Genomic DNA, 24,858 nt, shown 5'->3' with positions numbered 1-24,858 from the left:
AAATGTGAACATTTCCGCCTTTCGCCTGCTGAATTGGTACAAGCAGTTTTTAAAAGAGCGAATAACATATTCATAAGACATTGATTTAGGAGAGATAGCATGTGCACGAATATATCATTTCCACGGTCAGGAAAAAATTGCTCTCTGATTTCAGGCAGGACCTGGGATTGGGCTGAACGGTATCCCACAAAGGTAACCTTTGTCCCCAGAGGCCAATCTTTTCCTGCAATAGAAAGGCCTGAAGAAATAAAATGGGAAAACGAGCTTGCTTTTGTCGGGGTGAGCTATCAGCCTGCCGATGGCCGGATACGCATATTTTATGATGGAATAAATGAGGCTGGCCTTTCAGCTTCAGGTTTATCGCTATTTTGCAGTGAATATCCAGATCCGGACCCTGGCAAACCGCTGCTTTATAATAACAATCTGGTTTCCTATGTACTAGGCAGCTTCAGAACAGTAGAGGAAGCTGAAAACGGACTCTCACAGCTAAGCATCACAAGAGCAGTCCCTAATGTATCAAGAAACCTTCACTATATCATCAGTGACGCTTCAGGCAGCCATTTAGTTGTCGAATTTATTGATGGAAAGATGAAAACCTATACAACAAGTCTGGGCGTTTTGACGAATGACCCTCCGTATGAGTGGCATCTTGCCAATTTAAGTTTGTATGAGCAACTGAGTCTGACGGATAAGCAGAATTCTCTCTGCGGCGTCGAACTGGGCGGGAGCGGCCAGCTTGGAATCCCGGGTGACCCTACCCCGCAATCCCGTTTTGTCCGGGCAGAATTCTTCAGCAAAACGAGGTTTTATCCAAGGAATACCCAGCAGAGTATTGGAGAAGCCAGGCAAATCTTACAGACTTTATCAGTACCAGCAGGGGCTGTTTACCTGAGAGAATATCCCGGCATCTACAGCTGGACCCAATGGAGTGTGATACGAGACCATACGAACAGAAGCTATTATTTTTACACAGATTTCAACAGTAATCTATATGCTATCCATTTAAACGAGCTGGACCTGAATTCACAAGAGCTAAAACAGATTGATATCCGCCAGCCCGACTGGCATCAGGACCTTTCAGGGAAGCTCTGCTGATTTTTCGTTATGAAAAAAAGAGGCAGCCCCTGCTGTGAAAAAATCAGTCCAGGGCAGCCTCTTCATTTATGTTGATAGAGTTATATTGATCTGCCGCAGCATTTTTTGTACTTTTTCCCGCTTCCGCAAGGACAGGGGTCATTTCTGCCCACTTTTGCGTCGGCATTAGTGTCTTTATCGGCAGCCGGCAGCGGCTTTAACTGCTTTTTCTCCATGCTGCTAAGCTCCAGGGAGGTATAGCCTTTGAGGAACCATTCCCTTGTGCTGTTCATCAGTTCCACCACTATGTCCATCAGTGCCTGCAGTTTCTCAACACTGTCGAACTTAAACATGCTTGTTAAGTATTTCATCAGATCTTCAGGTGTATCGCCTACCCTTGTTGCAAAAATACACTCTTCGGCGACCTGGTCTGCATCTTCTTTAGAAATTTCAAAATGCTGCGACAGGAATTGGACGAGCTGCATATAGCTTTTATTTCTTTCCACAAAACCAGGCTCACCAGCGGCCAGCAGCTGCTGTTTGGTAAAAGGATAGTATGATAGGCTCTTCCTTGCCTGATGCTCCTGGATCACTCGTTTAGCATCAAATACCCTGCGATTAGAATAGCCATCCCCATTAATCTGCAGCTCCGTACGGAATGAGTTGGCATCACGGATTACATTAAGATATTCCCTTAGGTGTACTGGATGTTTTAGATATTTTTCCAGAAATTCAGCCAGCTGAACAATTGACAGGGTTCCATAATAATACAGAAGCCCGCCTGTAAGCCTGATCCATTCTGTGTTTTTATTGACGGCAGATCTGATATGTATACTGTTCTTTAGTTCTTTTACTTTATCAATCAGTTCGTTTGGTACAGCGAGAACTGGCTCCCCTTCAATAATACCGCTGTAAATAATCCCGGTTCCGCGGAAGTATTCGATCTGCTGCGCCTCTATATGTGGTGCAGGCATCAGTCCGCCGCTTTCGGCAATATCCAGCAGCAGCTGGAATCTTTCACTGTCCCAGTTAAGAGGAATGCTTTCAAGATTTTCAGCAATTTTCTCCTGTAGCAGGATGATCAGCTCCGCCTTTTTCAGGCTGCTCGCATTTTTAATGGCCAGATTTTTTCTTATTGTATCAAGTTCACCTTTCGTGAAACGACTCAGCCCTTCATTCAGTGTAAAAGGAACACTCAATTCACTCCAGTGCTTTTTGAACTGCTTCACTTCCTGGCTTTTCTTCAAATCTTTCAATCCGTCCAGGATATTATTTTTCTGTTTTTCAAGTACTGCATTTCCGCTCATGTATATGTACTCCTTTCTCTCTTATTCATTCACAATCAATCATCGATTTTTCATTCATGAATACATGTACATTTCCAATCTACTATTATACACACAAGAGCCTGCCTGGATAAAATAAATCAAAATAGAAAATAGTCCGTCAATAATGATAAACCCTTGATTTGAAGGGATTTAAAGGATTATGCTGTCAAAAATTAACGTCTCCTATAGTCAGTATGTAGTACCAGTCCTTTCCGGACCTGAATGAGGGAATCAGTGGCAGGCTGAAAAATAAGCGGAGAAATTCCCTCTAATTTCAATAAAACTATAAATATAGCCAAAATAGACGGAGAAATTCCGGCTATCGACTCAAATAACAGGAAAATAGGTGACTACGCTCCTCTTAACCGGAATTTCTCCGCTTATTTACACCCACTCGTGCCATATTCAGCAGCCTAACCGGAAAATCTCCGCTTATTTTAAGGCTTGCGGTTGGGTCGGTCTCCTATAATTCGTTCCCAGGTTTGATGTATATTGTTTGCCTAGTTTGTGACATAAGAAAAGGGTCTCCCCTCTATTTAAGGAAAGACCACGTAACTTTTTCAATTAAATACTTTAAAGACACTTAATATCCTTAATTAGTTAAAAAAATAAGTACTTACTCCGTTCTCTGTGCAATTAGCATGTATAAAGATGATGCTGGAAAGGATTTCTCAGTTACTGTAAATCCTGCTTCTTTCATTTCACGCTCCATCCCTTCCATGGAAATTCTCGGCGCTTTCCCAGAACTTTTCTTTGGTTCAAGTTCCAGACAAATTAGATAACCTTCTTTTTTCAGGACATTTTTCATTTGCTGTAATAGCGGTGCGAGTGGCTGAATTTCATGCAGGACCAGAGAAGCGATAATGATATCAATAGAACTGTCTTTTAGAGGAAGTGCCTCCATACTCCCCAGCACTGGGACAATATTTGTCACCTGTTCCTCCAATGCTTTCTCTTTTATGATTTCCAGCATAGCCGCATCGATATCCAGCGCATATACGCTGCCATTGATCCTTTTCGCTGCAGGGATGGAAAAATAACCGGTCCCAGCGCCAAAATCCAGCATGCTATCATTTTCCTTTAAAGGAATCATGTTCAGTAATTGTTCGGGAGATAATACCTTTCTTCGCTCGGGGCTTTCCAGGTATGATACTTTTCCTTTATCGTGCTTGCCATGAGAATGATGGTTCATATAAATCCTCCTATTTTTGACTTCTATTTATCCTGGCTATATTTCTCTTCTATAAGAGCTGCATTCACAGCTATGGCAGCCATACTGCCTTCCGCTGCCGCAATGATTAACTGGGAAGCACCGGCAATTCGCGTATCCCCGCAGGCATACAGCCCTTCTGTGTTCGTGCGCTGCCAACTGTCAGTTGTAATCCCTCCCTGCTCATTCAGTGTGTAGCCGAGTGAATCAAAAGAAGCAGCTTGTTTCCATTCCGAGGCAATAAACCCTCCTTCACGAAGCACTGAGGTTCCATCATCAAGCTGGATTTTTTCCAGCAGCCCCTCTTTTCCAATGAGTGAGGAAATCTTCTTTTCGTTAATACCGATGCCATTATTTTTGAGCAATGCTTTTTCTTCGAGCGAAAGGACTTTCCTGCCGTTCGTAAAAATAATTAAATCATTCGTCCAGTTAGACACCACCTTCGCCATATGAAACGCCGCCTGCTGCTCTTCAGCGATCACCGCCAGCGGCCGATCTCTTAATTCCCAGCCATCACAGTAAGGACAGCCGAACAGGCTCTTGCCATAGAACTCTTTCGCCTTTGGAATATCTGGAAGAATTTCCTTGAAGCCTGTGGCGATTATAATTTTTTTGGCACTATATACTTCCGCGTTTTCTGTCTCTATTTGAAACAAATTGTTTTCTTTATTTATACGATGCACCCGCTGCCGTTCAAGCCTCACGTTCGGGTACTTGCTTAATTCTCCTTGAGCAATCTTTTTGAATTCCTGCGGATGTATACCATCCCTTGTGATAAACCCATGGGACGTAGAAGTTACCGCATTTCTCGGTTTGTTGTCATCAAACAGGATCGTTTTACGTCTTGATCTTCCGAGCACTAAAGCAGCATTCAACCCAGCCGGGCCTCCGCCAATCACCGCGCAGTCTAATACCATTTTGTTCACTCCCTCAATGAATTTAGATATTTTCTTATTTCCGTTGTGATTCTGCCTCTTTAGCGATATCGATTAGAAGCTTTGATGCCAGTTCACTTTTCATATTTTCCTCTGCCTGTCTCATGACGTTCTCAATCAAGCAGCCTTCATGGTGAATGGAGCAATCGAATAAACTAGTCTCCCCTTCAATCGCGTGGATGACATCCAAAAAGGATATTTCATGTTTTTTTCTGGAAATTTTATAGCCTCCCTTTGCACCAGGAGTTGATTCGATCAAGCCCGCTTTCGCAAGTTTGGTTAAAACCTTAGAAAGGTACGTCGGGGAGAGGTGCTGCATTTCTGCTAATTCCTGTACTCCCACTGTGCCCTCCCCAGGCTCCAGCATTAGATGGACCATCGTATGAAGAGCATAGTTTGTCGCGTTTGAATATTTCATAATAACCTCCTCTAATAAAAAGATATTAAAGATTCTTAATATCTGTAATTGTGTCGATTTTATCACTTGAGGTAAAGAAAGTCAACGAGAATTACATTTTTTATATCCAGTAACTGGCGATACCAGGAAAATAAAAGAAGACCAAATCATAAGCGATTGGTCTGTTAATTCATATGCCACTTCAAATTTTTCTCCCTAAACCCGACTACTTATACTGACCGGGAGCCGAAATTTATTAGTTCCTTTGCCGTTCATCACTATATCCTCTTGGCAGACTGATAATAAATGCTGTCCTTCCCGGGCTGCTTGCTGCTTCAATTGTTCCTTCGTGCAGCTCAATGATGCTCTTTGCTATTGCCAGTCCGAGACCAGCCCCTCCAGTAAAATGCGATCTAGATTTCTCGACCCGGAAAAATCTCTCAAAAATATGAGGCAGGTCAGCCCCAGGGATGGCAGTTCCGTAATTGACAACCTGTATTTCGACAATATTGCCTGTGCCTCCAAATATGATATCCAGATACTTTCCTTCTCTGCCATACCGGACAGCGTTTTGGATCAGGTTCTCAAAGACCCGGATCAGCTTCCCTCCATCCCCGGGAACAATAGGGGGTTCATCTCCTTCCAGGAACTGCCGCCACTCCATTCCTGCGTCCTCCAGCTGCACACGGGATTGAACCGCAAGCTGATTCATCAATTCCTCCAGGTCGATCGGATGCTTTTCAAAGAGTGCCTGCTGGTTCTGCATGTATGTGTATTCGAAAATGTCGTCTACCAAGGAGTGCAAACCTGCTGTCTTATCAGTGATGACTTGAATATAATGGCGCAGCTCCACCTCATCCTGATAGCGGTCTTCATTGATTAAATTTAAATAGCCGATGATGGAAGTGAGCGGAGACCGCAAATCATGTGCTACATTTGTCACCAGCTCATTTTTCAGCTGCTCTGCTTTTCTTACTTCGCCAATAGCCTGCTCCGACTTAGTGAAGATCTCCTGAATCCCTTCAGCCAGCCTGCTGAATTCTCCATTGCCGGATAATACAGCTGAGCCCTTTTCAAAAGCCAGCTGCTGCACCTCTTTTGTCAGCTTTTTCACATAAAAGCTGAGGTACCTTTTTCTTTCGTACAGGTAAAAAAGCAGCAGGAACCCTGTCATCAGGATTGCATAAAAAACGAGAAGCACCAATGATCTTCCGTATGATAAAAGGAACAGCAGGCTTTCAGCAAATCTCGAATTGTCCTCTATATACCAGACAGCCGGCAATAGGAGGGCGGCAACAGCCAGTGCAAGGAAAAAAGAGAGGATGATATACATCGCAATCTTCCACTTTGGAATGAACCTGAGGATATGCTTAAGATTATCTTTCAATTTTATACCCCACTCCCCATACCGTGTGAATGATTTTTTCGCCTGGTAAAGCTGCTTCAAGCTTTTCGCGCAGATTGCTTATATGGACCATAACTGTCTTATTGGACCCTTCACCTGGTTCATTCCAAACACTTTCAAATATTTCTTCAGATGAAAAAACACGGCCCTGGTTTCTTGCCAGCAGATAAAGGATCTCAAACTCAATGGAAGTCAGCTTTATGCTATTCCCTTCGGCCAGCACATGATGCTTTTGTTTATCGATTGCAAGCGGGCCGATTTGGAGAACAGCATCGCCCTTTTCTGGCTGGGAGTAGTTTGCTCTCCTGAGAAGAGCCTTCACTCTTGCTGTGAGCTCCAGCGGATTAAATGGCTTGCTCATATAGTCATCGGCACCAGTCATCAGACCCACGATTTTGTCCATATCCTCTACCTTTGCACTCACCATCAGAATAGGCACCTGGCTGCTCTTCCTCACCTGCGTGCAAAAAGACAGCCCGTCCATCTCAGGCATCATAATATCCAGAATGATCAAATCCGGCTGGCTTTTGACAAAGAAATTCAATGCCTCAACCCCATTGCCAGCTATACTGATCTCATAGCCTTCATTCTTTAAATACACCTCAATCAGCTCAGCAATATGCTGATCATCATCAACAATCAATATTCTCGTCAATGACTGACTCTCCCCTCTTTTCATGCAGCTGAAACTGCTTCAGCAGACCGCCAATAAGCTTCATTTTAAATAAGCTTTTCACTATGAAAAATCCAATTATAGCTCCTGCTGTATTTGCCAGCAGATCATTCACATCCGTACTTCTGCCGCTTCCAAGCGTAACCCTGATCAGCAGCTGAACCAATTCAAAAGCAAGACTCAATGCAAAGCCGTGCTTTGCAGCGTCTTTAAAGGAAACTATTCTTCTTTTCAGGAACGGCAGGTACATCCCGAATGGCACAAGCATAAGTACATTCAGCATAAAAGTCGTTATATCAATTGTCAGCACAGGTATAAAGTTCACAGTCTGATACCACTTTGTTTGATTCGCATACTTTCCTATATTCACCTCTATCGGGAAAAACACAAGATGGATCACGCAAAGCAAGTAGATTCCAAATGACAATAAAACAACGTATTGAGCTATGGTCACCTTCCTTTCTTTACGCTTTCCCCAGACCGCCAGGACCAGAAGCCCCATTAAATAGAGCGGGCCAAGCACATACCATGATTCAATAGTGAACATAATCGATTTTTCCATTTTCTTTCCTCCTAATCATTCTCTTAACAAAACTCAGTATAGGAGGAAATGTTAAAGAAATTTTAAAGAAAGAATTAAGGATGACTAAATTATTCAGGGATTTAATGGGTCTGTCTGCGGATTGCTTGTACATATAGAAAAGCCCCGCAATTTTGCAGGGTTTTCAAATATCAGATACTCCTTCAGTTGGATGCCTGTATACAGATTACTCTTTCATTTTAATCCAGTACAGGCGTCTTCTTCCCCTCCGCCCAATCTTGAATAAACTCTTTCTGCCTTGGATTTAAATTGCCTGGCAGGCCGTTCTTCTCAAAATACCGATGCTCCCTGCTTTCGTCTCCCGTTTGCTTTAAGGTCCCGCTGAAAGAGCTGGTTTTGAATATAATCTGGACACTGAATACCCTGTCTTTATTGGGATATTCAACAAAGCATTTTTCCCCTGAGTAAATCCCGAACAGCTCAAGCTCCTGAACCTCAAGTCCTGTTTCTTCAAAGGTTTCTCTTTTAGCTGTCTTCTCAAATGTTTCGCCCAGCTCCATCACTCCGCCGGGTATGCACCAATTATCTTCGTCTGTACGGTGCTGAAGAAGGATTTTTCCCTCGTTCTCAATGATAACGCCGCAGCCGACAGTGAACAGCGTTTCGTTTCCAATCCATTTTCGCATTGTTTTTATATAATCCATTTTCCTTCCCACTTTCCTTCTCATTTAAATAGAAAAAGAACCTCTAATCTTATCATGATTAAAGGTTCTAGTTGATTTTGAAGTTGACATAATATTTTTCTAGGAAACCAGTTCTTTTTTCCTTAAGCCAAGTGTCTCGGCTGTTGAAGTCTGGATCTCATGGAAAAGTGCTGGATTGCTGGCCAGCGACACACCGAATGACGGAATCATTTCTTTGATTTTCGGCTGCCATTTCTGCATATGCTCAGGGAAGCATTTCTCTAGCACTTCAAGCATGACCTGTACGGCAGTTGATGCACCTGGAGATGCGCCGAGCAAGGCAGCAACCGAACCGTCTGAAGCACTTACAACCTCTGTCCCAAATTGCAGCGTTCCTTTGCCGCCTGCTTCTGTGTCCTTGATGACCTGAACACGCTGGCCGGCTACAACTGTATCCCAATCACCGCTCTTGGCATTCGGGATGAACTCGCGCAGTTCCTGGATCCGCTTTTCATGCGACAGCAGTACCTGCTCGATCAAATACTTCGTCAAAGGGAATTCCTTCATTCCCGCTGCCAGCATGGTAAAGACATTATTCGGTTTAACAGAACCGATCAGATCGAAATTGGAACCAGTTTTCAGGAACTTAGGAGAGAATCCGGCAAAAGGCCCGAACAGCAGGGACTTCTTGTTATCGATATACCTTGTATCAAGATGTGGAACCGACATCGGCGGCGCTCCGACCTTTGCTTTCCCGTATACCTTGGCATGGTGCCTGGCAATGATCTCCGGGTTATTGCAGACAAGGAAAAGTCCGCTGACAGGGAAGCCGCCAATACGCTTCGACTCAGGAATCCCGGTTTTCTGCAGCAGCGGCAGACTGCCGCCCCCGCCACCGATGAACACGAACTTGGCAGTATGGTGTTCCACAGCACCGCTCTCAAGATTCTTTACCTTCACGTCCCACAAGCCCTGGCTGTTGCGCTTGATATCCTTTACCGTATGCTTGTAATTCATTTCTACATTTTGCTTTTTTAAATAGTCGAACAGCATCCTTGTCAAAGCACCGAAGTTCACATCAGTACCGGAATCAATTTTCGTGGCGGCGATCGGTTCGGTTGATTTCCGGTCCTCCATGATAAGAGGAATCCATTCCTTCAATTTCCTTGGATCACTTGAGAATTCCATGCCCTGAAACAGCGGGACACCTGAAAGCGCTTTAAATCGTTTTTGCAGGAATTCTACATTTTTCTCACCTTCCACAAGGCTCATATGCGGTATAGGCATGATGAATTCCTGAGGATTGCGGATAAGGTCCTTTTTGACTAAATAAGACCAAAACTGGCGCGACAGCTGGAATTGTTCGTTAATATTAATCGCTTTCTTTATATCGATAGAGCCATCCGGCTTCTCTGGCGTATAATTCAGCTCGCACAAGGCAGCATGGCCTGTACCCGCATTATTCCACTCATTCGAGCTTTCTTCCCCTGCACCCGCAAGCTTCTCAAAAACCTTGATCTCCCACTCAGGAGCAAGCTCCTTCAGAAAAGAACCCAATGTTGCGCTCATGATCCCGGCACCAATTAAGATTACGTCTGTTGCTTTCTGTACGCTGCTCATAATACGTTCTTTGCCTCCTATATGTGAAAAAAGATTGTGCGCTATTTCACCTAGAAATTCACTTTTCCGTTTCAAATAAAACCCTTTCATATTCTATTATAATGATTTATTGGGTAATTTATCTACTATTATCTGATAATTATATATTATTTTTCGTTAGGAAAAAAGTGCAAAGGTTCACTTTATACTGGAAAAATCAAAAATTCTGTACTTTTATTATTATATCAGGATTGGAAATTTATATATATTATATTCCTATATTAAAATAAAAAGTAAGCGTTAACAAGTCTGGGGTATTGCGTATTAAGAATAAAAAGCGCACAAACAAGTTCTGCTGATCAGAATTGTTTATGCGCCTGGAAAATATATTAATCAATCTTTTTGGGATCCAATTCGTTTATTTCGATTCATTTGGGATTAAAACATTTAATTTTAAAATATCCTTTACAGCATCTAACCAGGTCTTGGCCATCAGCATATTCCCAAATGCATTCATGTGTACTCCATCAATGGTGAGCGGCTGATTTTTCCTCTTTTCCAAATAAGATATAAATGCCTGGTGTGTTGGAACAGTAGCTGCTCCAAAGCTCTTCGCTGTTTTATGAATGATGCCAATATACGGCTTGAGCTTCAAATTCCCAACCGAAGTGATATCTTCTTTTATCACTGTGGGCTCCATCAAAATGATTCGCGCATTCGTACGCTTTTTGACCTCTTCAAGGAGATCTGCAAGGATTGATTCAAACTTATCAGGAAGCATTTGATCTATGTCCGGTGAATCCATCTGCCTTGCCACATCATTTATGCCAATTGAGATTGACAGGATATCTGGGTTCAACTGTATGACATCCCTTTCCCACCTTTCGGCAAGATCGATGATCCGATCACCGCTTACCCCTTTATTGTGTATCTCAAAGTCCTGCCCGGGGCAGGTGACCGTCAGATAATCATGAATTAAGCGTACATAGCCGTTGCCAATGCTGTCATCTTCACTAACTCCCGACCATGTAATACTATCACCAATAAAAACTACCTTCTTTTTCATGGTTCCCCCCCTATTTGATCCCGGTTTCTTACTAAACCCTTCTATAAAATACAGCCCCTCTGATACCCTCTTATTTTTTCTCCCACATTGTTATATATCTTGTTAATTTTTGTTTGATAAAATCAATATAAAAAACTGCCATACTGTATACCTCATTCGTGTTTTCGGTTGGTTTCAAACTGATTTGTTCTATCTCAATTTTCCACTTTTTCATATCATTCAGCACTTTTGGTATATCATTATATTTTGTTACTTTTTCCGGATCGATTATCCGCTGTGGAAATAATGGAACATTCATTTTAGATGCTTCAGAAAGTATTTCTTCCACTTTTTCATAAGCTTCCTTAATCTCTGCTTGTTTATTGCCAAAGATAGAATAAAAATCATTCTTAATCTCGTGTAAGTCATCACCCCATGCCAATCTGGCAAAAAAATAGCTGTTCATCAGCTGGATCGATTGCCAAGGATAAAAATGATCCATCTCAGCAGCTGATTCTTTTGGGATAAATGGGACGATCAGATTTACGATCCTCTTTATCCCCATTCTGCTGAACAATTCAATATCCGCCTGGATACGGTGAAACAGCGGCGGATATAAATCACCCAGCATGAAGTGATCGCTATAATATTCAAATATGCTAATCTGATTATTGCTTTCCTTCACCTGATGGCACCAATTTTGCAGGGCTTTGTACGCTCTTACTTCATCTGCGAATGACTGTTTATAGTTTCTGCCCCAGTATGCAAATAAGGTATCAACTTTTTCGGCACCTTCCAGGTCTTCTGGAAGCTCCAGCATATTCCAGGATAATCCTGCATTATAGGCAATATGCTCCACTTCAAGGTGTGGCAGCTGTCTTTTAATCGTTTCAGTGAATTCGATATATTGGGCTATAAAATGCTGATCCCCACCAATTCCAACATCCGCGGGCCATAATGATACCCGCTTAATGGAAGCTGAATCTTCACATGTTTCCCTGATTTTTTTAAGCAGGCGGCGTTTCCAGGTATCGTCCCGGAAATCGAACTGTTTTTTTTCCGATGCACTCCCCCCTGCCAGGTAGTGCATGCTATGGCCGCCAATTGTGACAGTCAGGCCGCGTTTCTCAATCTCTGGAGCCAAAATATTCTTCACTTTATCCCAGAGCATAAATGTAAAAAATAAATCATTGATATAATGCTTTGCCGCCCAGTCAACCAGCTTGATGAGAAAAGCAGCATCGTTGTAATTTTCAACAACCAGCCCTCTTCGTTCCATTTTTCCCTTATGAGAAATCTTATCAAAATGGAAAAGAGAATCACTTAAAGACTCAGCAGATAAGAAGCTTACCCATTTATATCCGAATAGCTTTTTGCAGGCATGATAGACGCCAAAAAGGACAGACCGGGGATTTGATCCTATTATATGGATCTCCTCCCCCTTTTTTAGAAGTTTAAAAGAATCCGTTCTAACGTGATCTGAGAGGGATTTACCTTCAGTTTCTATATCCAGCACGAAAGAGTATGGAATTTCCATACGTGCTGCTTCTGCATACTTCTTCAATTCTTCTTTTGCAAAAATGATAGTCTTTTCGTTTTTTAAAATGGAACATTGAATGCTTGTCACTCAGACACCTTCCAACCTTTAAAGTAACGATTGATTCATCTTCTTTAACAGCAACCCTGATAAGATGATGGCATTTGTCCATCCGCTTTCGATGACATATGCCCCCCACCCTGTATCGCCATTATTCCCAAAATACTCGCCGCTGTCTAAATGAAAAGAACGCATCCACCCGCCATTGAATTCATTTTTTGCTGAGTTGATTTGAATTCGGGTGATAAAGGTTTCCAGATTATCATGAAGATCTCTTATACGCTGATCACCTGTTGCCTTCCAGGCCTCCCACGCATTCATCATTAAGAAATTATTTGTATACAGCTGATCAGCGATTCCCTCGTGATTCTGCCTGAAGACGCCTGTGTCCTCTGTCCCATACCTTTCCGGATCCGGGTTATCACTTTCTTCAATACCGCCAAGCACATGCTGATTGGCTTTCAAATAATCAATTGTTTCATACAAACCTTCTTTTATTCGATCATCCTTTGTTACAGCAAATAGATGGGCCAATGATAAAAGAAAACGGCTGCAGCCTGCTGTTTGACTGTACATATACGTTAATTCTGCTTTATTCTCCAGCAAAGCCAGTGTACCCAGATAGGCTGTTTGAAGGAATGCTTCGTCTTTTGTTACGTAATACGCTTGAATAAAGGCAGCGTGCACGATTGATTCAAAATGCGGGTTCATGCTGGCTTGTGCAGACGTTTTAAAGTAATCAGCCCCTTTTTCTATTAATTCTTTTTCACGGATACATTCGGGACGGAGACCGTTTTCGTTTTGCGTGCTTAATAAAGCTCTCGCAGTCATCAGTCCTCTTCGCCTATATTCTTTATTGCCTGTTTTCCGGTACAGATAGAGGAGAACCAGCGCAACCCAGCTATTGTCATCAGAAAACATTTGATCCGGCTTTTCCTTTGGACTCTGGAACCATTTCCAAAAACCATAAGTTGCTGATTCGGGGTCGCTGTCCTGGTAACCGGACTCAAACAAATAGGATAGTATATTATCAGACATGGCATTCCATTTTCGTTCTTTTGTGTACTCTCCATATAAGTAAAAAAATAATGCAGTATGTGCATGGCAATCAGGGCGAAGATCCTTGCTGATATCACTGCGGATTGAATGGACATTTTCATATACTCCCAAACTGCCATTATCCTTCGGGAGAATGCCTGAGTGCAAAAACCACTCCACCCCTTTTTTCAAAGCCTTATCAACATCCTGAGATCCGGATAAAAGGATGACAGGCTCCAGCTCTGTGATAGGCAATCCATACTCTTCATTCAGCCAGGCAATCACTTTATTCCATGCCCAATTAGGCCTTAAAACCCAGCTCTTTTCAGTTCCCAGGAAAGAAAAACTCGAGAAAATTGCCTTCCCTTCCCCATATTTTTTTGTGACAATACCAGGGTAGCTGTCAGCTTTCCTTACTTCAGTAAGGTGAGTTTCCTTAAAATGGCCGATATCTATCAATCTTTCTGTATCAAAGGTGAAGCCTGTTAAAAAGGGCCCCTGCCATTCCAGCAGCTGGCCTTTGCAGGCAAATGGATTATCGCGGGATATAATTAATTTCTCAAGGCGGCGGCTGGTGATGCCAAAGTCCTGTTTAAACCCAAAAAGGCGTGAAGCCGGGAAATTCTCACAATTGATCAATTCACCATATAAGATACCGCCTTGCTCAACAAAATGATAGAGCTTTTCAATCAATGGATAAGAAAGCAGCTGCGGGCGCCCATTTTGATTTCCATTGATTAGTATTACCTTAAACTTTTGCAGATTTTCATCCAGCAGCTGCTCCGGCGAAGAGTAGTAGTCGGTAAAACGGACACGGTCTTTCATTTGCATGCTTCCATCTACTAACGCGATCAAGTCGGTATCCCCCATTCACACTTGATGAACTTTCGGCCATTCCAATTCAATCCCTGCTTTTACTAGACGAGCCTGAAAATCTCTCAACCGCATCTCATTTTTTCTGACTTCACTGGGAATAAGATCGTTCTCGATGCAATAGGCTGCTAAATGGCCAGCAGACTCGCCAACATTCCATTCAACTGGATGCAGACGGTAACATCCGTTCGTTAGATGAGTCGTACCTATATTTTTGCCGGCAGGAAGGACGTTTTTTACCCTTACAGGTATGAGGCTGCCGAGAGGGATCTGGAAAGGAAATGCGGCTATATCAATATACGTATCCAACCCTGTACTTGGATGAAGGTCAAGGCGGTAGCATCCAATGCCAATACTGTCCTCAAAGAATGCTGCATTCTCCTTCCCTTCTGCTTCAGCGCTTATATGCTGCTCCTTCACAGTAAATTCTGCTTTTATCCTTCTTGATTCACGGACGTATGGGTACATGGCGAGACCATCTTCTGTACCCAGTACATCTTTGCGGAGACGGATGCCCGGAAAACCAAAGCCGCCATCCGGACGCGGTGCTTCCGTTTGCATCCAATAAAGCAGAGACAAGCTCAATTGTTTTGCATTGTATAAATGCTTTTTCTGTTCTTCCTCAGCAACATCAATGATAGGTCCCAGCCAATAATCATTCTGCGGCCAATTCACAATGGTTATATCACTATTAAATGTTCCCGCTTCAAAGTTGTTTTTGTCGATGATTCGGCGGTAATTCCATAATGAAAACCGGTCCGGCTCGTAAAAAAAGGAATACTCTATCGGTTCCAGCGTGTGGGGCACCACTCCCCACCAGCTTAGCTGCTTAGCTGGCCAAAAGGCTGCCTGATAATCTTTCCAGAAGTCATATTGTTCAGGTTTTTCGATTGTATGGTCTTCATTTTCTTGATAGTCTATTGCAAAACAATAGGTAAATGCCTGCATATTGAATGGCTGAGGATTTGGCGGAGCATGTTTTTCCCCGGTTTCCGCCTGTGCCTCTGCTCCAGTTACGTATTCTACATTCGCAAGAGGCAGCAAATCACCCATTTCAGAAGCGTCCATAAAGAATTTACCTTGTAGAAGATATGTACGGCCTGTACTTACATTCTGTACTGCCACAGCCTGCACTTGATCGCCCAGTGTTTCCGCATTTACAGCCTTATATTCGGTCAGAAGCGTGAGTTTCCCTGTGCTCAAATAGGGTGCTAACATTTCGTGGAACACTTGCAATGCCGCTCTGGGTTCGTGGCTGATGCTGCTGACCAAGGCATTCCCGGGATTAAAGCGATCATTCAAGCGTTCACTATTCTTCACCGGAAAACTGCGCAAATAGTATTCTCTAATTTTTTTTCGAAAGGTGCGGTAATTTCTCGTAGCACCAAAGCTTTCAATCCAAGGATGTTCATCAGGAGGGACACCCTGGCTTGTGATTTGGCCACCTATCCATTTGGTTTCCTCTGTCATGATGACTGACTTTCCTGATTCCAGCGCTGCCAGAGAAGCAGCTATTCCACCGAGGCCCCCGCCTATGATAATTAGATCTGCATATAAATTATGAGAGACATTCATTTTTGCCAACTCCTTCTTTAAAGCTATAGACCCCCTGCATCTGCCGGGATGGCGGCAGAGCTGTGATCCGTGCTGCTCAGCATTAGAGCAGCCCCTATCATTCCTGCATCATTTTTCAGAATAGCTTTCTTAACAATTGGCGCAGTTATGGATATGCTTTGCAGCTTACCCAGAAGAGAATTCCACCAATACTGGCTTGAATTAATGACGCCTCCTCCTACCACAATTAACTGCAGATCCAATATGCTTTGAAGAGAAATAATTCCTGTAGCCAGGTTCGTAAGATAACTATCGACAATGTGGGCAGCATCGGGATGCTTCTCTCCCGCCAGCCTGAAGACTTTTTCCGGGGTGACTTCCCCCTCAAAGGACTTCCTGATTTCCGATTCCAAAGCAGTGCCAGAGACATACTGCTCCCAGCATCCTTTTTTTCCGCAATTGCATGGGATGCCGTTTGGCATATAAATCATATGACCAATATCCCCTGCACCGCCTTTTTCCCCGTGTAATAATTGTCCATTGATTATGATTCCCGCTCCAACGCCGGTTCCCAGTGTTAGGCAAATAAAATTATTAGTATATTTTGCAGCTCCCAATTTCATCTCTGCATATGCAGCACAATTGGCATCATTGTCAACACAGACAGGTATTCGATAGCGTTTTTCAACTAACTCCTTCACTTTAGTACCAGTCCAGCCAGGCAGATTGGGAGTTGCATAATGAATTGTGCCCTTTTCTGCATCCACCATCCCTGCAGAGGCAATCCCGATCCCCCCGAAGTCATTATCTTTGCCGGCCAGCCTATCTAATAATGAAAATACCTGATCCATAAGTCTTTTCTTATCAGTTCGTTCTTCAAGGTGAGCAATTATCCGGCCTTCCTGGTTGATTACACCTGCCTTTATCTTTGTACCGCCTATATCAACCCCTAATGTAAGCATGCTACACTTCCTTTTAAGAATTCATTTCCCTTACGAAGCTCTTTGTGATTTCCTGGGGCCTGGTTATCGCAGAGCCTACTACAACCGCATGGGCCCCTATTTTTATACATTCCGAAGCAAGGGAAGGAGTAGAAATTCTGCCTTCTGCAATGATGGGTACATCGGTTTTCTGCAGCAGTTCTGCTAATAGATGTTTGCAGAATGTGCCGATATGCGCTGTATAAGGGGTATAGCCGCAAAGTGTGGTGGAGATGAGATCTACTCCTAAACGGGCTGCCAATATACCTTCCACAAGTGTTGATATATCAGCCATCAGCAAATGGCCGGGATAGCATTGCCTTATTTCTTTAATGAAATCAGTAAGCACCTGGCCTTCGGGGCGGACTCGGCCAGTCGCATCAAAGGCAATGATATCTGCACCCGCCTCCACTGCCTCGTGAACCTCTCTCAGAGTAGGAGTAATATAGATTTCACTGTCTACATAATTTCTTTTCACCAAGCCGACAACAGGAAGTTCAACCATTTTTTTTATCTCAATAATATCTGGACCGGTATTCGCCCTGATTGCAGCAGCTCCACCCTCCGCGGCGGCCAGCGCCATTTTTCCCATCATGGATGAGCCGTAAAGAGGTTCATGTTCAAGAGCCTGGCAGGAGACGATCAAGCCGCCCTTTAGATTTTCCAATATAGAATCCATGTTACGCCTCCTTCGGCTGTCATAAGCACTGAAACTCTGATCTCTGCCTGCTTATAACTTTATGGGTTCCTTCTTTTCGTATGATTCATAGGCTGCCAATGCTGCCTCAACAGCCTTCAAGCCTGAATATCCAGAAGCCAGCGGTGATCGCCCTTCCTTTATGCAGGACACGAAGTCCCTGATGAGGGCAGCATCCATATCGTCTCCCCAGCTAAGCCATTTGACTCCATCCTGGTTGGAATATAGATCTACCTTCTGCGAGAAAGCATCCACTTTAAGCGTTCCCGCAGTTCCGATGATTTCTATTGTTACATCGCCCCAAGTGGGGTAGCTGGTATTCCTTGACCAGCTGCAATCCAATGTAGCAAACATTCCATTTGTAAATTCCATAGTAAGGATTCCGCAATCGTCAATAGGATGGCCGGTAAAGACAGAGCCAATTTCAGCGTAGACTTCCTTTACCTCAGCACCCGTGAACCACCTCATAATGTCAACGACATGCACAGTATGGTCAAGGACCGCTCCGCCTCCTGACTTTTCTTTTTCTATGAACCATCCCCCTGGGTTGGAGCCCCGATTCGTTCCTTTTATAGCCAGTATGGTTCCAAGGTCACCTCTATCAATCAATTCTTTAGCATGCTGAATTGGGGTATTAAAGCGGACAGGAAAGGCGGTCCCCAGAAAAACATTGTTTTGTCGGCATGATTGAATCATCTCTTCCATATCCTGCATATTGACACCAAGAGGTTTTTCGCACAGCACATGCTTCCCGGCATTTGCCGCAGCAAGCACATGCTGAAGGTGGAGGCTGTTCTCGGATGTAACGATCACTCCATCAATATCAGTTTTCAGCAATTCCCGGTAGTCTTTGTAGTAGGCAGTTCTAAATTGCTGCGAATACTCTAGACCCCGCTCTTCGTCTTCATCAGCAATTCCTGCCAGTATCACGCCATCCAGCTCTTTTATCGCTGTCGCATAGCTGATGGCATGCATATGGGCAAAACTTATGATTCCTATCTTCAATCCTGCTCGCCACCTTTTTGTTCCAGGTACACAGGCTTCCCTGTTTTTAATGACTGGAGTGCTGCTGCAGATATTTCCATTGCCTTTAATGCATCTTCAGCTGTGACAAGAGGCTCTTCATTTTGCTTTATGCAGTACAGGAAATGCTCCAGCTCGATAAAATACGGCGATTTCTTTAAAGGGCTGTATGGGACAGCCACTCCCACTTTTTCAGCAGGAGCCTTTCTGGGAGAAAATAAGACTGGCTCTTCCTTGGAGCTGTCATATTCAATAATGCCGCTTTTACCGGCTATTTCAAATTGAGTAGAAAAAGTCTGATGAGCCCAAGAGCCCTCTATATGTGCAATGACTCCTGATTTGAAGACTATGGTTGCCAGCGCATAATCCAGATGTTTTAGCTTGTGTTCAGCAAGCCCCTTTGCAAATACCCTCTCAACTTCTCCAAAAGTCCAGCGCAGGAAATCGAAATCGTGAATCATTAGATCGAGGATAACACCCCCGCTCATCCCCAGGTCTGAGTACCAATCATCCCAGCCAGCCGGGAAGCTTCCACCTCGTTTGGTGCGTACTACACCAATTTCCCCGATCGTCCCTTTCAGTACTAGCTCACGTGCCTTGCTGTATTGAGGGAAGAATCGCACCACATGCCCTACAAACAATTTCACATTCTTTTCCCGGCAATACTCTATCATCTCTCTGGCGTCCTGTGCCCTGTATGCAAGAGGCTTTTCGCAAATGATATTGATCCCCAAGTCTGCCGCCTGTAAAACAAATTCCTTATGGAAGGGAGTCGGAACACAAATATCGATTACATCGATTTGAGCCAGGAGTTTAACTGCTTCTTCCAATGTTTGAAAAACCCTTGTTTCATGGTGTTCAATAAGATTTTGTGCTTGTTCGGTGCGTATATCGACTATGCCGGCAATATGGACATCTTTCATTGAATAATAGTGGGCAGCATGCTCCATCCCCATTGTTCCTGCACCTATCAATAATATATTTTGCATCCCTATGCCCCCCATTCAGCCAATCGGTTTTATCCGTTAAACTAAAAGCAATGGAACGAATTGACGTTAATTCAGTTCATGCTTCCCGCTGTCACAATACGGTAATAGAAATGGTTGCCTAAGGATCCTTCGGGGATTCCATTAGGGCCATCATGCTTCAGTCTGGTTTCTTCCAACTCTTCGATTTTATTAATCTCGCCTTCCAGCCACTGCTGAATGCGGAAGCGTGCTGTTTTCAGCCGCGCTGCAAGGCCGCCATAACGAAGCTCGATAATTTCCCAGCCAAACGGCTTATTCAATGAAAACCATATGGCCCTGTGTAAAGCATGCAAGGTTTCCGCCATATTTATCAGCTTTTGGATAGTTCCTGAAAGACCAGCCATAGCAGATTTATCTCCCTGATCATAGGCTGACTTTACCTGGATGCCGATTTCTGACTTCAGACTCAGCAAGACAGCAAGCTGTTCATAAAATCCAAATATTTCTGATGCCCCTGGATTTCTATCTTTTGCTGCTTTAAGCATAGGTACAAGATTTTTGTAGTGTTCATTCATTTCCAGCCCCTTGATGTTTTCATCGAATAGTCCAATTAATACATCCTGCCATAATAAAAATTTTGAAGCGTTTGAAGAGTAAAGATTATTTGCCATGACACCTGGCGTTTCATCAAGACTGTTTAATAGAAGGAAATCATCTAAATAACAGCCCGTACAAAATAGAAAACGTTCTCTGATCCGCTCCATACTAACTGTTTTTTTGTAGGTATGTTCAGCAAAAAGCTGCATGACTGGCAATGCCGCTGTAAGTGGGGTTTCAGCACCATTGTCACCCCATAATGTTGTAAAGATTTCTTGAATCCCTTCCTTTTTGCAGGCTGATAAAGCCGATTCAGTTGTTTTAAAAGCCCTGCCGTAATTGGGAGCGATTCCATTCCAAGTCCATGCACCGCCAGCAAACACCGTATTCCTTCCCAGCTCTGTATGCTTTTTAATGAAGCTTCGGTAAAATTCTTCATCATCATGATAGTAATCCCAATAAACCAGTTGAACATTGGCAGGGATGGACTCCGCTGCATCTTTGGGAATGCATGCGTCAGGGTCATAATATTCCCCTTCTTTTGAGCCTAGGCGGAAGTACATATCACTCCAGATCATAGGGCTCAAGCCTAGACGATCTGCAATTGAAACAACTTCCTCCAAATGCTGATTCATAATATCAAAACGATTTTTATATCCATTCTGTTTTAAAAAATGCCCGAGCCCAAGCTGATGCGCTTCATCCATTCCTACATGGATCCGCTTGGACTTAAATGGGCGTGAAGCGGCAGCCATCATATTTTCGATAAATTGATAGGTCTTAGGATTCCCAGCCAGTAAAATATCATAAGTATCCCTGATTTCCTGTGCATAGCCCCATTTTAAAGCCATTGCCAGATGACCGAGAGTCTGAATGCAGGGGATCATTTCAATTCCAAATAAATCCGCATATTCATCACATTGCCGCAGCTCTTCCTCCGTATATCTGCCCCGCATATAACCAAAATAAGGATAATCAGGGATCTCGTAGGTATCCTCGGTATAGAGCATTGCGACATTCAGGCCCATAATTGCCATATGCCTCAACAGTCTTTGTACTTCTTCAACCTTTAAAACTGCGTTTCGGGATACATCCAGCATGACACCGCTGGTCTGAAATTGCGGCTGTTCTGAAAGGCTGAATTCACCAATCTTCTGATATTGCTCTATCCAAAGCCCGATGGCCCTAAAGAAATGAATTTTTTCCTGAAAGTATATTTCACCTTTTCCGCCATTATTGCTGATAGTAATTGGACCAGCCCTTTGTTTAACTTCAATCGGATATCCCTCATTATGTAATTGAATATCCAGCTGATCTGCCAAAGATTCCAGGCCTTCTATTATTGCAACTATGTCTCCCGTCAAATTAATTTGCATACAGACACCCCTCTTTCCTTCTTAAGGTAACCCTCTAAACAAAGATTTGGTCAAACAACAAGAATAAAAGAACTCACTCTATTAAACCAGCAGTGGATGTCGGCAGATAATGCTGGTATATTGATACAAATGGCTTTGGCAGTCTATGCTACTGATAGTATCGTATTAATGCCGTAAGGGTAGTAGAATTCTTATCCAATAACTTTTCAAATTCCCCTGGAGCATGATCGGCCTCAATGACTTTTGATATGAAGGGTTGAACATTGATGCGCCTTTCATGAACCAATCTAATGTATTCCTGTATATTCCTTCCTTCAGTCCAGCGGACATATTCATAAGGATAATCAATTGCTTCCCGTTCATAAACAGCATCATATCTCCCCGGTCCACCCGCTCTGGAAATCAGCAGCTGTGCTTCTTTAGCAAACATTAGGCTTCTGGGGAAATCCGGCTCTATATCCCCTACAATAACTGCTTTCCCTTTAACACGTATCCATTTCAGGCATTCATGGGTAAGCGGAGAATGTTTCCCCCCCGTACATAATAGGACGGCATCAGCTCCCCGGCCATCTGTTTCAGCCTGTATCGCACCTTCCATTTCGTCAACTGATCGATATGCTTTGATATTTTCCTGCTGCAGCATCTCGACCCGGCTTTCCTGCAGATCATACGCAATTACGTTATATGCTGCTGCATGTGCAATTTGGGCAATCAACTGACCCAGTACACCTAAACCGACGATTACGGCCGTCTCTCCAAATTGGAGTCCGGCGATTCTGAGTGCATGAATTGCAATCGCACCTAAACCGCCTAACGCTGCTTCTTTAGGATCAACTGTTTCCGGCACACTGGCACAAAGGGTCTTCGGAACGAGCAGATACTCATCATGATGAACATAGGGCGCGCCATAGCAGGCTACCAGATCTCCTTTTTTCATACTGGTAATCTCTTCTCCGCACTCGACTACTTCTCCGACTGCGCTATAACCAAGGTGAACAGGTTTATCTTCACTATTAGATAGTATCGTCAGTTCGGTACCGGGTGAAATGACGGAATATAATGTTTTAATAAGCACATAAGACGGTTTTGTCTCAATACTTGGCATCGCTTCCTCAATAACTTCCACTCGCTTGTTTCGTGCTACAATCCTCTTCATCCGGGACAGCCTCCCCAATTATTCACTCAGCCATTTAGATAAATTTGCTTTAACGAATTCGTCGTCATGCAAATGCGGATAGCTGGCATATATACGATTCAGTTCTTCTGCCTGGCCTGGACTTAATACTTCTCGTTCAGACAAACACCAGTTTCCTTTCAATAACCCCTGCCGGGATAAAACCTCATTTATTCCTGCAATGCTTCCTTTAAAACTGTTTTTTGCATCAAAAATTGCTGCATTGGCATCTGTTATCTGTTGTCCCAAGATGAGCAGATCCTTAGGTATCATGGACTGTGTTTGTGTTTTTTTTATTTCTTCAAATATTTCAACTGCCTGTTTTGTCCAGACAGACCAATGACCAAGCAAACCGCCGACAATTTGCTTCTGAACCTTCTGCCCTTCTACATTAAATTCATAATTGGCTGTAAGATCATTTACGATATTATCATCATTTCCTGTATATAAAGCGATTTCCTTGTTGCGGGCAGAATGGCAAACCGCCCGGACTACATCAATTGAAAAATACCGATCAAAAGGTGCAATTTTTATCGCAAAAACATTTGAAAGTGAGGCGAAGCGCTCCCAAAAATTAAATGAAAACACCCTTCCTCCTACTGCCGGCTGCAAATAAAAACCGAATAAGGGAATGATTTCTCCGACTCTTTCAGCCCGATCCAGCAGTTCGTCCTCAGACAAATGATCCAGCCCGCCCATACTTAAGAGACCTAAATCATAGCCTATCGATTTACTGTACTTTGCTTCGTTAATCGCTTCTTCTGTCTCACCGCAAATACCCGCCACCTTAATAAAGTCATCGGGCACATTGGCCCGCTTTGTTTCTTCCAGGGCTATGGCAAGCACTTTTTCATAGAGGCCAAACCTTGAATCGCGAATTTCGAACTGAGTGGTATGGACCCCGACGGCTATTCCTCCCACTCCGGCATCAATATAATAGCGCGTTAAGGCCCTCTGGCTAGCTTCATCCAGCTGCCTGTTTTCTGTCAAAGCAAGTGGATGAGCCGGAATGATTGTTCCTGAATAAAGCTTCCTTTTAACAGCTTCCTTCAGCATTAAAAAGCACCTTCTCTTTCTTGAAAATGAGTCGGCTTGTTGATGGTGTGACCTCCTTTGACCACCCAGTCTGCAATCAGATCAATCATCTGCTGGACGGTTACCTTTGGATAGCCAAATAATTTGTGAGCATTTGAAGCATTATTCAGCAAGGCAGTCGGACTTTCCGAGTGAATGAATAAAGGTTCCTTGCCCATCCGTTTACCAAACTCCTTTGCCAGCCATTTTATTGATAAAGTTTCCGGTCCGGTCGCATTTACTATTTTAGGAGGATGATTTGTATGCAATAACGAGCGGATGGCATATTCATTTGCATCACCTTGCCAAATGACATTAACATTCCCCATGGTTAAATCGATTTGCTTATCGTGATAAACCTGCTTTGCGACTTCAAGGAGCACACCATAGCGAAGATCAATGCTATAATTCAATCTAAAAATCACCATCGGTGTTTCATATTTCTTTGAGAAATACGTAAGAATCCGTTCTCTGCCCAAGCATGACTGTGCATACTCGCCTACAGGGTTTGGCGGAATATCCTCTGTACAGTCATTGCTTGCAACATTCGTGAATGGATACACATTACCTGTTGAGAAAGAAACAATGCGTGAGTCTTTGAATTTTTCAGCAACTCTTCCAGGGAGATAAGCGTTCATTGCCCATGTATAATGCTCATTGCCGACAGTTCCAAACTTGGTTCCAGCCATATAGATTATATTTTTGGCATATGGAAGGCTGCTGAGATCGTCTTCCTTTAAAAGGTCTGCCCTGATTGTCTCAATGCCCAAGCTCTCTAATTCTTCCTGTAAACTTTTTTCGGAAAATCTTGCAACCCCAATTACTTTTTTCTCAATACCAGATTGGTCTACTGCTCTTTTTGTCATCTTTGCCAGCGTTGGCCCCATCTTACCGCTAACACCCAAAATCATGATGTCTCCATCAACCTGCTCTATATCTTTGACTAACTGTTTACTTGGTTCAGTCATAAAATCCTCTAATTCTTCGATTGTTCGCATTTTTCCAATGCCTCCTATT

The 24,858-nt window shown here is 43.3% G+C and carries 22 protein-coding genes; 1 reads left to right on the top strand and 21 read right to left on the bottom strand.

Translation table 11 applies throughout. The features are described from left to right. Positions 1-99 precede the first annotated feature (99 nt). Positions 100-1,095 carry a linear amide C-N hydrolase gene (locus CYJ37_RS01210; RefSeq protein ID WP_101547586.1) on the top strand — a complete coding sequence of 332 codons (996 nt, stop codon included), beginning with the start codon at positions 100-102 and terminating at the stop codon, positions 1,093-1,095. 80 nt (positions 1,096-1,175) lie between these two features. Here CYJ37_RS01210 and CYJ37_RS01205 read toward each other — a convergent pair whose 3' ends face one another. The 21 genes from CYJ37_RS01205 to CYJ37_RS01105 form a co-directional block, all read right to left on the bottom strand. Next, entirely contained in the window at positions 1,176-2,381 is a 1,206-nt protein-coding gene (locus CYJ37_RS01205; protein ID WP_101547585.1) for a YecA family protein, read from the bottom strand. Between the two features lie 637 nt (positions 2,382-3,018). After that, positions 3,019-3,594: a class I SAM-dependent methyltransferase gene (locus CYJ37_RS01200; protein WP_101547584.1), complete on the bottom strand. Its 576-nt coding sequence runs from the start codon at positions 3,592-3,594 to the stop codon at positions 3,019-3,021. A gap of 23 nt (positions 3,595-3,617) precedes the next feature. Beyond that, positions 3,618-4,529 carry an NAD(P)/FAD-dependent oxidoreductase gene (locus tag CYJ37_RS01195; protein ID WP_101547583.1) on the bottom strand — a complete coding sequence of 304 codons (912 nt, stop codon included), beginning with the start codon at positions 4,527-4,529 and terminating at the stop codon, positions 3,618-3,620. Between the two features lie 34 nt (positions 4,530-4,563). Further along, a complete protein-coding gene (locus CYJ37_RS01190) occupies positions 4,564-4,965 on the bottom strand; it encodes an Rrf2 family transcriptional regulator (protein ID WP_009791002.1) in 402 nt (133 codons plus the stop codon). Positions 4,966-5,200: 235 nt separating this feature from the next. Next, positions 5,201-6,331 (bottom strand): sensor histidine kinase, encoded by a 1,131-nt coding sequence (locus tag CYJ37_RS01185; protein WP_101547582.1) that lies wholly within the window; start codon positions 6,329-6,331, stop codon positions 5,201-5,203. Next, positions 6,321-7,028: a response regulator transcription factor gene (locus CYJ37_RS01180; protein WP_141195005.1), complete on the bottom strand. Its 708-nt coding sequence runs from the start codon at positions 7,026-7,028 to the stop codon at positions 6,321-6,323. The genes CYJ37_RS01185 and CYJ37_RS01180 overlap by 11 nt, the downstream gene beginning before the upstream one ends. After that, positions 6,982-7,584, bottom strand: coding sequence for a VanZ family protein (locus CYJ37_RS01175; RefSeq protein WP_094767344.1), 603 nt, complete (start codon positions 7,582-7,584; stop codon positions 6,982-6,984). The genes CYJ37_RS01180 and CYJ37_RS01175 overlap by 47 nt, the downstream gene beginning before the upstream one ends. A 218-nt stretch (positions 7,585-7,802) precedes the next feature. Next, positions 7,803-8,267 (bottom strand): NUDIX hydrolase, encoded by a 465-nt coding sequence (locus CYJ37_RS01170; RefSeq protein ID WP_180827221.1) that lies wholly within the window; start codon positions 8,265-8,267, stop codon positions 7,803-7,805. 99 nt (positions 8,268-8,366) lie between these two features. Further along, positions 8,367-9,956 (bottom strand): malate:quinone oxidoreductase, encoded by a 1,590-nt coding sequence (locus CYJ37_RS01165; protein WP_094767346.1) that lies wholly within the window; start codon positions 9,954-9,956, stop codon positions 8,367-8,369. A gap of 307 nt (positions 9,957-10,263) precedes the next feature. Next, positions 10,264-10,911: an SGNH/GDSL hydrolase family protein gene (locus CYJ37_RS01160; protein WP_101547580.1), complete on the bottom strand. Its 648-nt coding sequence runs from the start codon at positions 10,909-10,911 to the stop codon at positions 10,264-10,266. A gap of 70 nt (positions 10,912-10,981) precedes the next feature. Next, entirely contained in the window at positions 10,982-12,517 is a 1,536-nt protein-coding gene (locus CYJ37_RS01155; protein ID WP_101547579.1) for a hypothetical protein, read from the bottom strand. A gap of 18 nt (positions 12,518-12,535) precedes the next feature. Beyond that, positions 12,536-14,380 (bottom strand): hypothetical protein, encoded by a 1,845-nt coding sequence (locus CYJ37_RS01150; protein WP_142385210.1) that lies wholly within the window; start codon positions 14,378-14,380, stop codon positions 12,536-12,538. Positions 14,381-14,395: 15 nt separating this feature from the next. Beyond that, positions 14,396-15,973 carry an FAD-dependent oxidoreductase gene (locus CYJ37_RS01145; RefSeq protein ID WP_101547577.1) on the bottom strand — a complete coding sequence of 526 codons (1,578 nt, stop codon included), beginning with the start codon at positions 15,971-15,973 and terminating at the stop codon, positions 14,396-14,398. Between the two features lie 23 nt (positions 15,974-15,996). Then, positions 15,997-16,914 (bottom strand): ROK family protein, encoded by a 918-nt coding sequence (locus CYJ37_RS01140; protein ID WP_101547576.1) that lies wholly within the window; start codon positions 16,912-16,914, stop codon positions 15,997-15,999. Positions 16,915-16,927: 13 nt separating this feature from the next. Then, the gene (locus CYJ37_RS01135) at positions 16,928-17,611 is read right to left on the bottom strand and encodes an N-acetylmannosamine-6-phosphate 2-epimerase (RefSeq protein WP_101547575.1); all 684 of its coding nucleotides are present in this window, start codon (positions 17,609-17,611) and stop codon (positions 16,928-16,930) included. Between the two features lie 51 nt (positions 17,612-17,662). After that, a complete protein-coding gene (locus CYJ37_RS01130; protein ID WP_101547574.1) occupies positions 17,663-18,634 on the bottom strand; it encodes a Gfo/Idh/MocA family protein in 972 nt (323 codons plus the stop codon). After that, a complete protein-coding gene (locus tag CYJ37_RS01125; protein ID WP_101547573.1) occupies positions 18,631-19,641 on the bottom strand; it encodes a Gfo/Idh/MocA family protein in 1,011 nt (336 codons plus the stop codon). Before CYJ37_RS01125 ends, CYJ37_RS01130 begins: the two co-directional genes overlap by 4 nt. A gap of 71 nt (positions 19,642-19,712) precedes the next feature. Beyond that, positions 19,713-21,593 carry a beta-N-acetylhexosaminidase gene (locus tag CYJ37_RS01120; RefSeq protein WP_101547572.1) on the bottom strand — a complete coding sequence of 627 codons (1,881 nt, stop codon included), beginning with the start codon at positions 21,591-21,593 and terminating at the stop codon, positions 19,713-19,715. Positions 21,594-21,741: 148 nt separating this feature from the next. After that, positions 21,742-22,749: a zinc-dependent alcohol dehydrogenase gene (locus tag CYJ37_RS01115; RefSeq protein WP_101547571.1), complete on the bottom strand. Its 1,008-nt coding sequence runs from the start codon at positions 22,747-22,749 to the stop codon at positions 21,742-21,744. A gap of 18 nt (positions 22,750-22,767) precedes the next feature. Further along, positions 22,768-23,823: a dihydrodipicolinate synthase family protein gene (locus CYJ37_RS01110; RefSeq protein ID WP_180827220.1), complete on the bottom strand. Its 1,056-nt coding sequence runs from the start codon at positions 23,821-23,823 to the stop codon at positions 22,768-22,770. Continuing rightward, positions 23,823-24,839, bottom strand: a complete 1,017-nt coding sequence (locus tag CYJ37_RS01105) for an NAD-dependent epimerase/dehydratase family protein (protein WP_101547570.1) — start codon at positions 24,837-24,839, stop codon at positions 23,823-23,825. The genes CYJ37_RS01110 and CYJ37_RS01105 overlap by 1 nt, the downstream gene beginning before the upstream one ends. Positions 24,840-24,858: the final 19 nt, after the last annotated feature.

The organism is Bacillus sp. UMB0728 (genome assembly GCF_002858875.1).
Taxonomy (GTDB): domain Bacteria; phylum Bacillota; class Bacilli; order Bacillales; family Cytobacillaceae; genus Bacillus_AB; species Bacillus_AB infantis.
This window is presented reverse-complemented; position numbering and strand designations above follow the sequence as displayed.

What these genes read in the sequence shown, in the direction of transcription:
- CYJ37_RS01190 (WP_009791002.1), bottom strand. Translation starts at nt 4,965, where the DNA reads ATGAAATATTCAAACGCGACAAACTATGCTCTTCATACGATGGTCCAT.
- CYJ37_RS01180 (WP_141195005.1), bottom strand. Translation starts at nt 7,028, where the DNA reads ATGAAAAGAGGGGAGAGTCAGTCATTGACGAGAATATTGATTGTTGAT.
- CYJ37_RS01175 (WP_094767344.1), bottom strand. Translation starts at nt 7,584, where the DNA reads ATGGAAAAATCGATTATGTTCACTATTGAATCATGGTATGTGCTTGGC.
- CYJ37_RS01125 (WP_101547573.1), bottom strand. Translation starts at nt 19,641, where the DNA reads ATGCAAAATATATTATTGATAGGTGCAGGAACAATGGGGATGGAGCAT.
- CYJ37_RS01170 (WP_180827221.1), bottom strand. Translation starts at nt 8,267, where the DNA reads ATGGATTATATAAAAACAATGCGAAAATGGATTGGAAACGAAACGCTG.
- CYJ37_RS01105 (WP_101547570.1), bottom strand. Translation starts at nt 24,839, where the DNA reads ATGCGAACAATCGAAGAATTAGAGGATTTTATGACTGAACCAAGTAAA.
- CYJ37_RS01140 (WP_101547576.1), bottom strand. Translation starts at nt 16,914, where the DNA reads ATGCTTACATTAGGGGTTGATATAGGCGGTACAAAGATAAAGGCAGGT.
- CYJ37_RS01165 (WP_094767346.1), bottom strand. Translation starts at nt 9,956, where the DNA reads ATGAAAGGGTTTTATTTGAAACGGAAAAGTGAATTTCTAGGTGAAATA.
- CYJ37_RS01110 (WP_180827220.1), bottom strand. Translation starts at nt 23,823, where the DNA reads ATGCTGAAGGAAGCTGTTAAAAGGAAGCTTTATTCAGGAACAATCATT.
- CYJ37_RS01210 (WP_101547586.1), top strand. Translation starts at nt 100, where the DNA reads ATGTGCACGAATATATCATTTCCACGGTCAGGAAAAAATTGCTCTCTG.
- CYJ37_RS01145 (WP_101547577.1), bottom strand. Translation starts at nt 15,973, where the DNA reads ATGAATGTCTCTCATAATTTATATGCAGATCTAATTATCATAGGCGGG.
- CYJ37_RS01115 (WP_101547571.1), bottom strand. Translation starts at nt 22,749, where the DNA reads ATGAAGAGGATTGTAGCACGAAACAAGCGAGTGGAAGTTATTGAGGAA.
- CYJ37_RS01120 (WP_101547572.1), bottom strand. Translation starts at nt 21,593, where the DNA reads ATGCAAATTAATTTGACGGGAGACATAGTTGCAATAATAGAAGGCCTG.
- CYJ37_RS01205 (WP_101547585.1), bottom strand. Translation starts at nt 2,381, where the DNA reads ATGAGCGGAAATGCAGTACTTGAAAAACAGAAAAATAATATCCTGGAC.
- CYJ37_RS01195 (WP_101547583.1), bottom strand. Translation starts at nt 4,529, where the DNA reads ATGGTATTAGACTGCGCGGTGATTGGCGGAGGCCCGGCTGGGTTGAAT.
- CYJ37_RS01135 (WP_101547575.1), bottom strand. Translation starts at nt 17,611, where the DNA reads ATGGATTCTATATTGGAAAATCTAAAGGGCGGCTTGATCGTCTCCTGC.
- CYJ37_RS01160 (WP_101547580.1), bottom strand. Translation starts at nt 10,911, where the DNA reads ATGAAAAAGAAGGTAGTTTTTATTGGTGATAGTATTACATGGTCGGGA.
- CYJ37_RS01200 (WP_101547584.1), bottom strand. Translation starts at nt 3,594, where the DNA reads ATGAACCATCATTCTCATGGCAAGCACGATAAAGGAAAAGTATCATAC.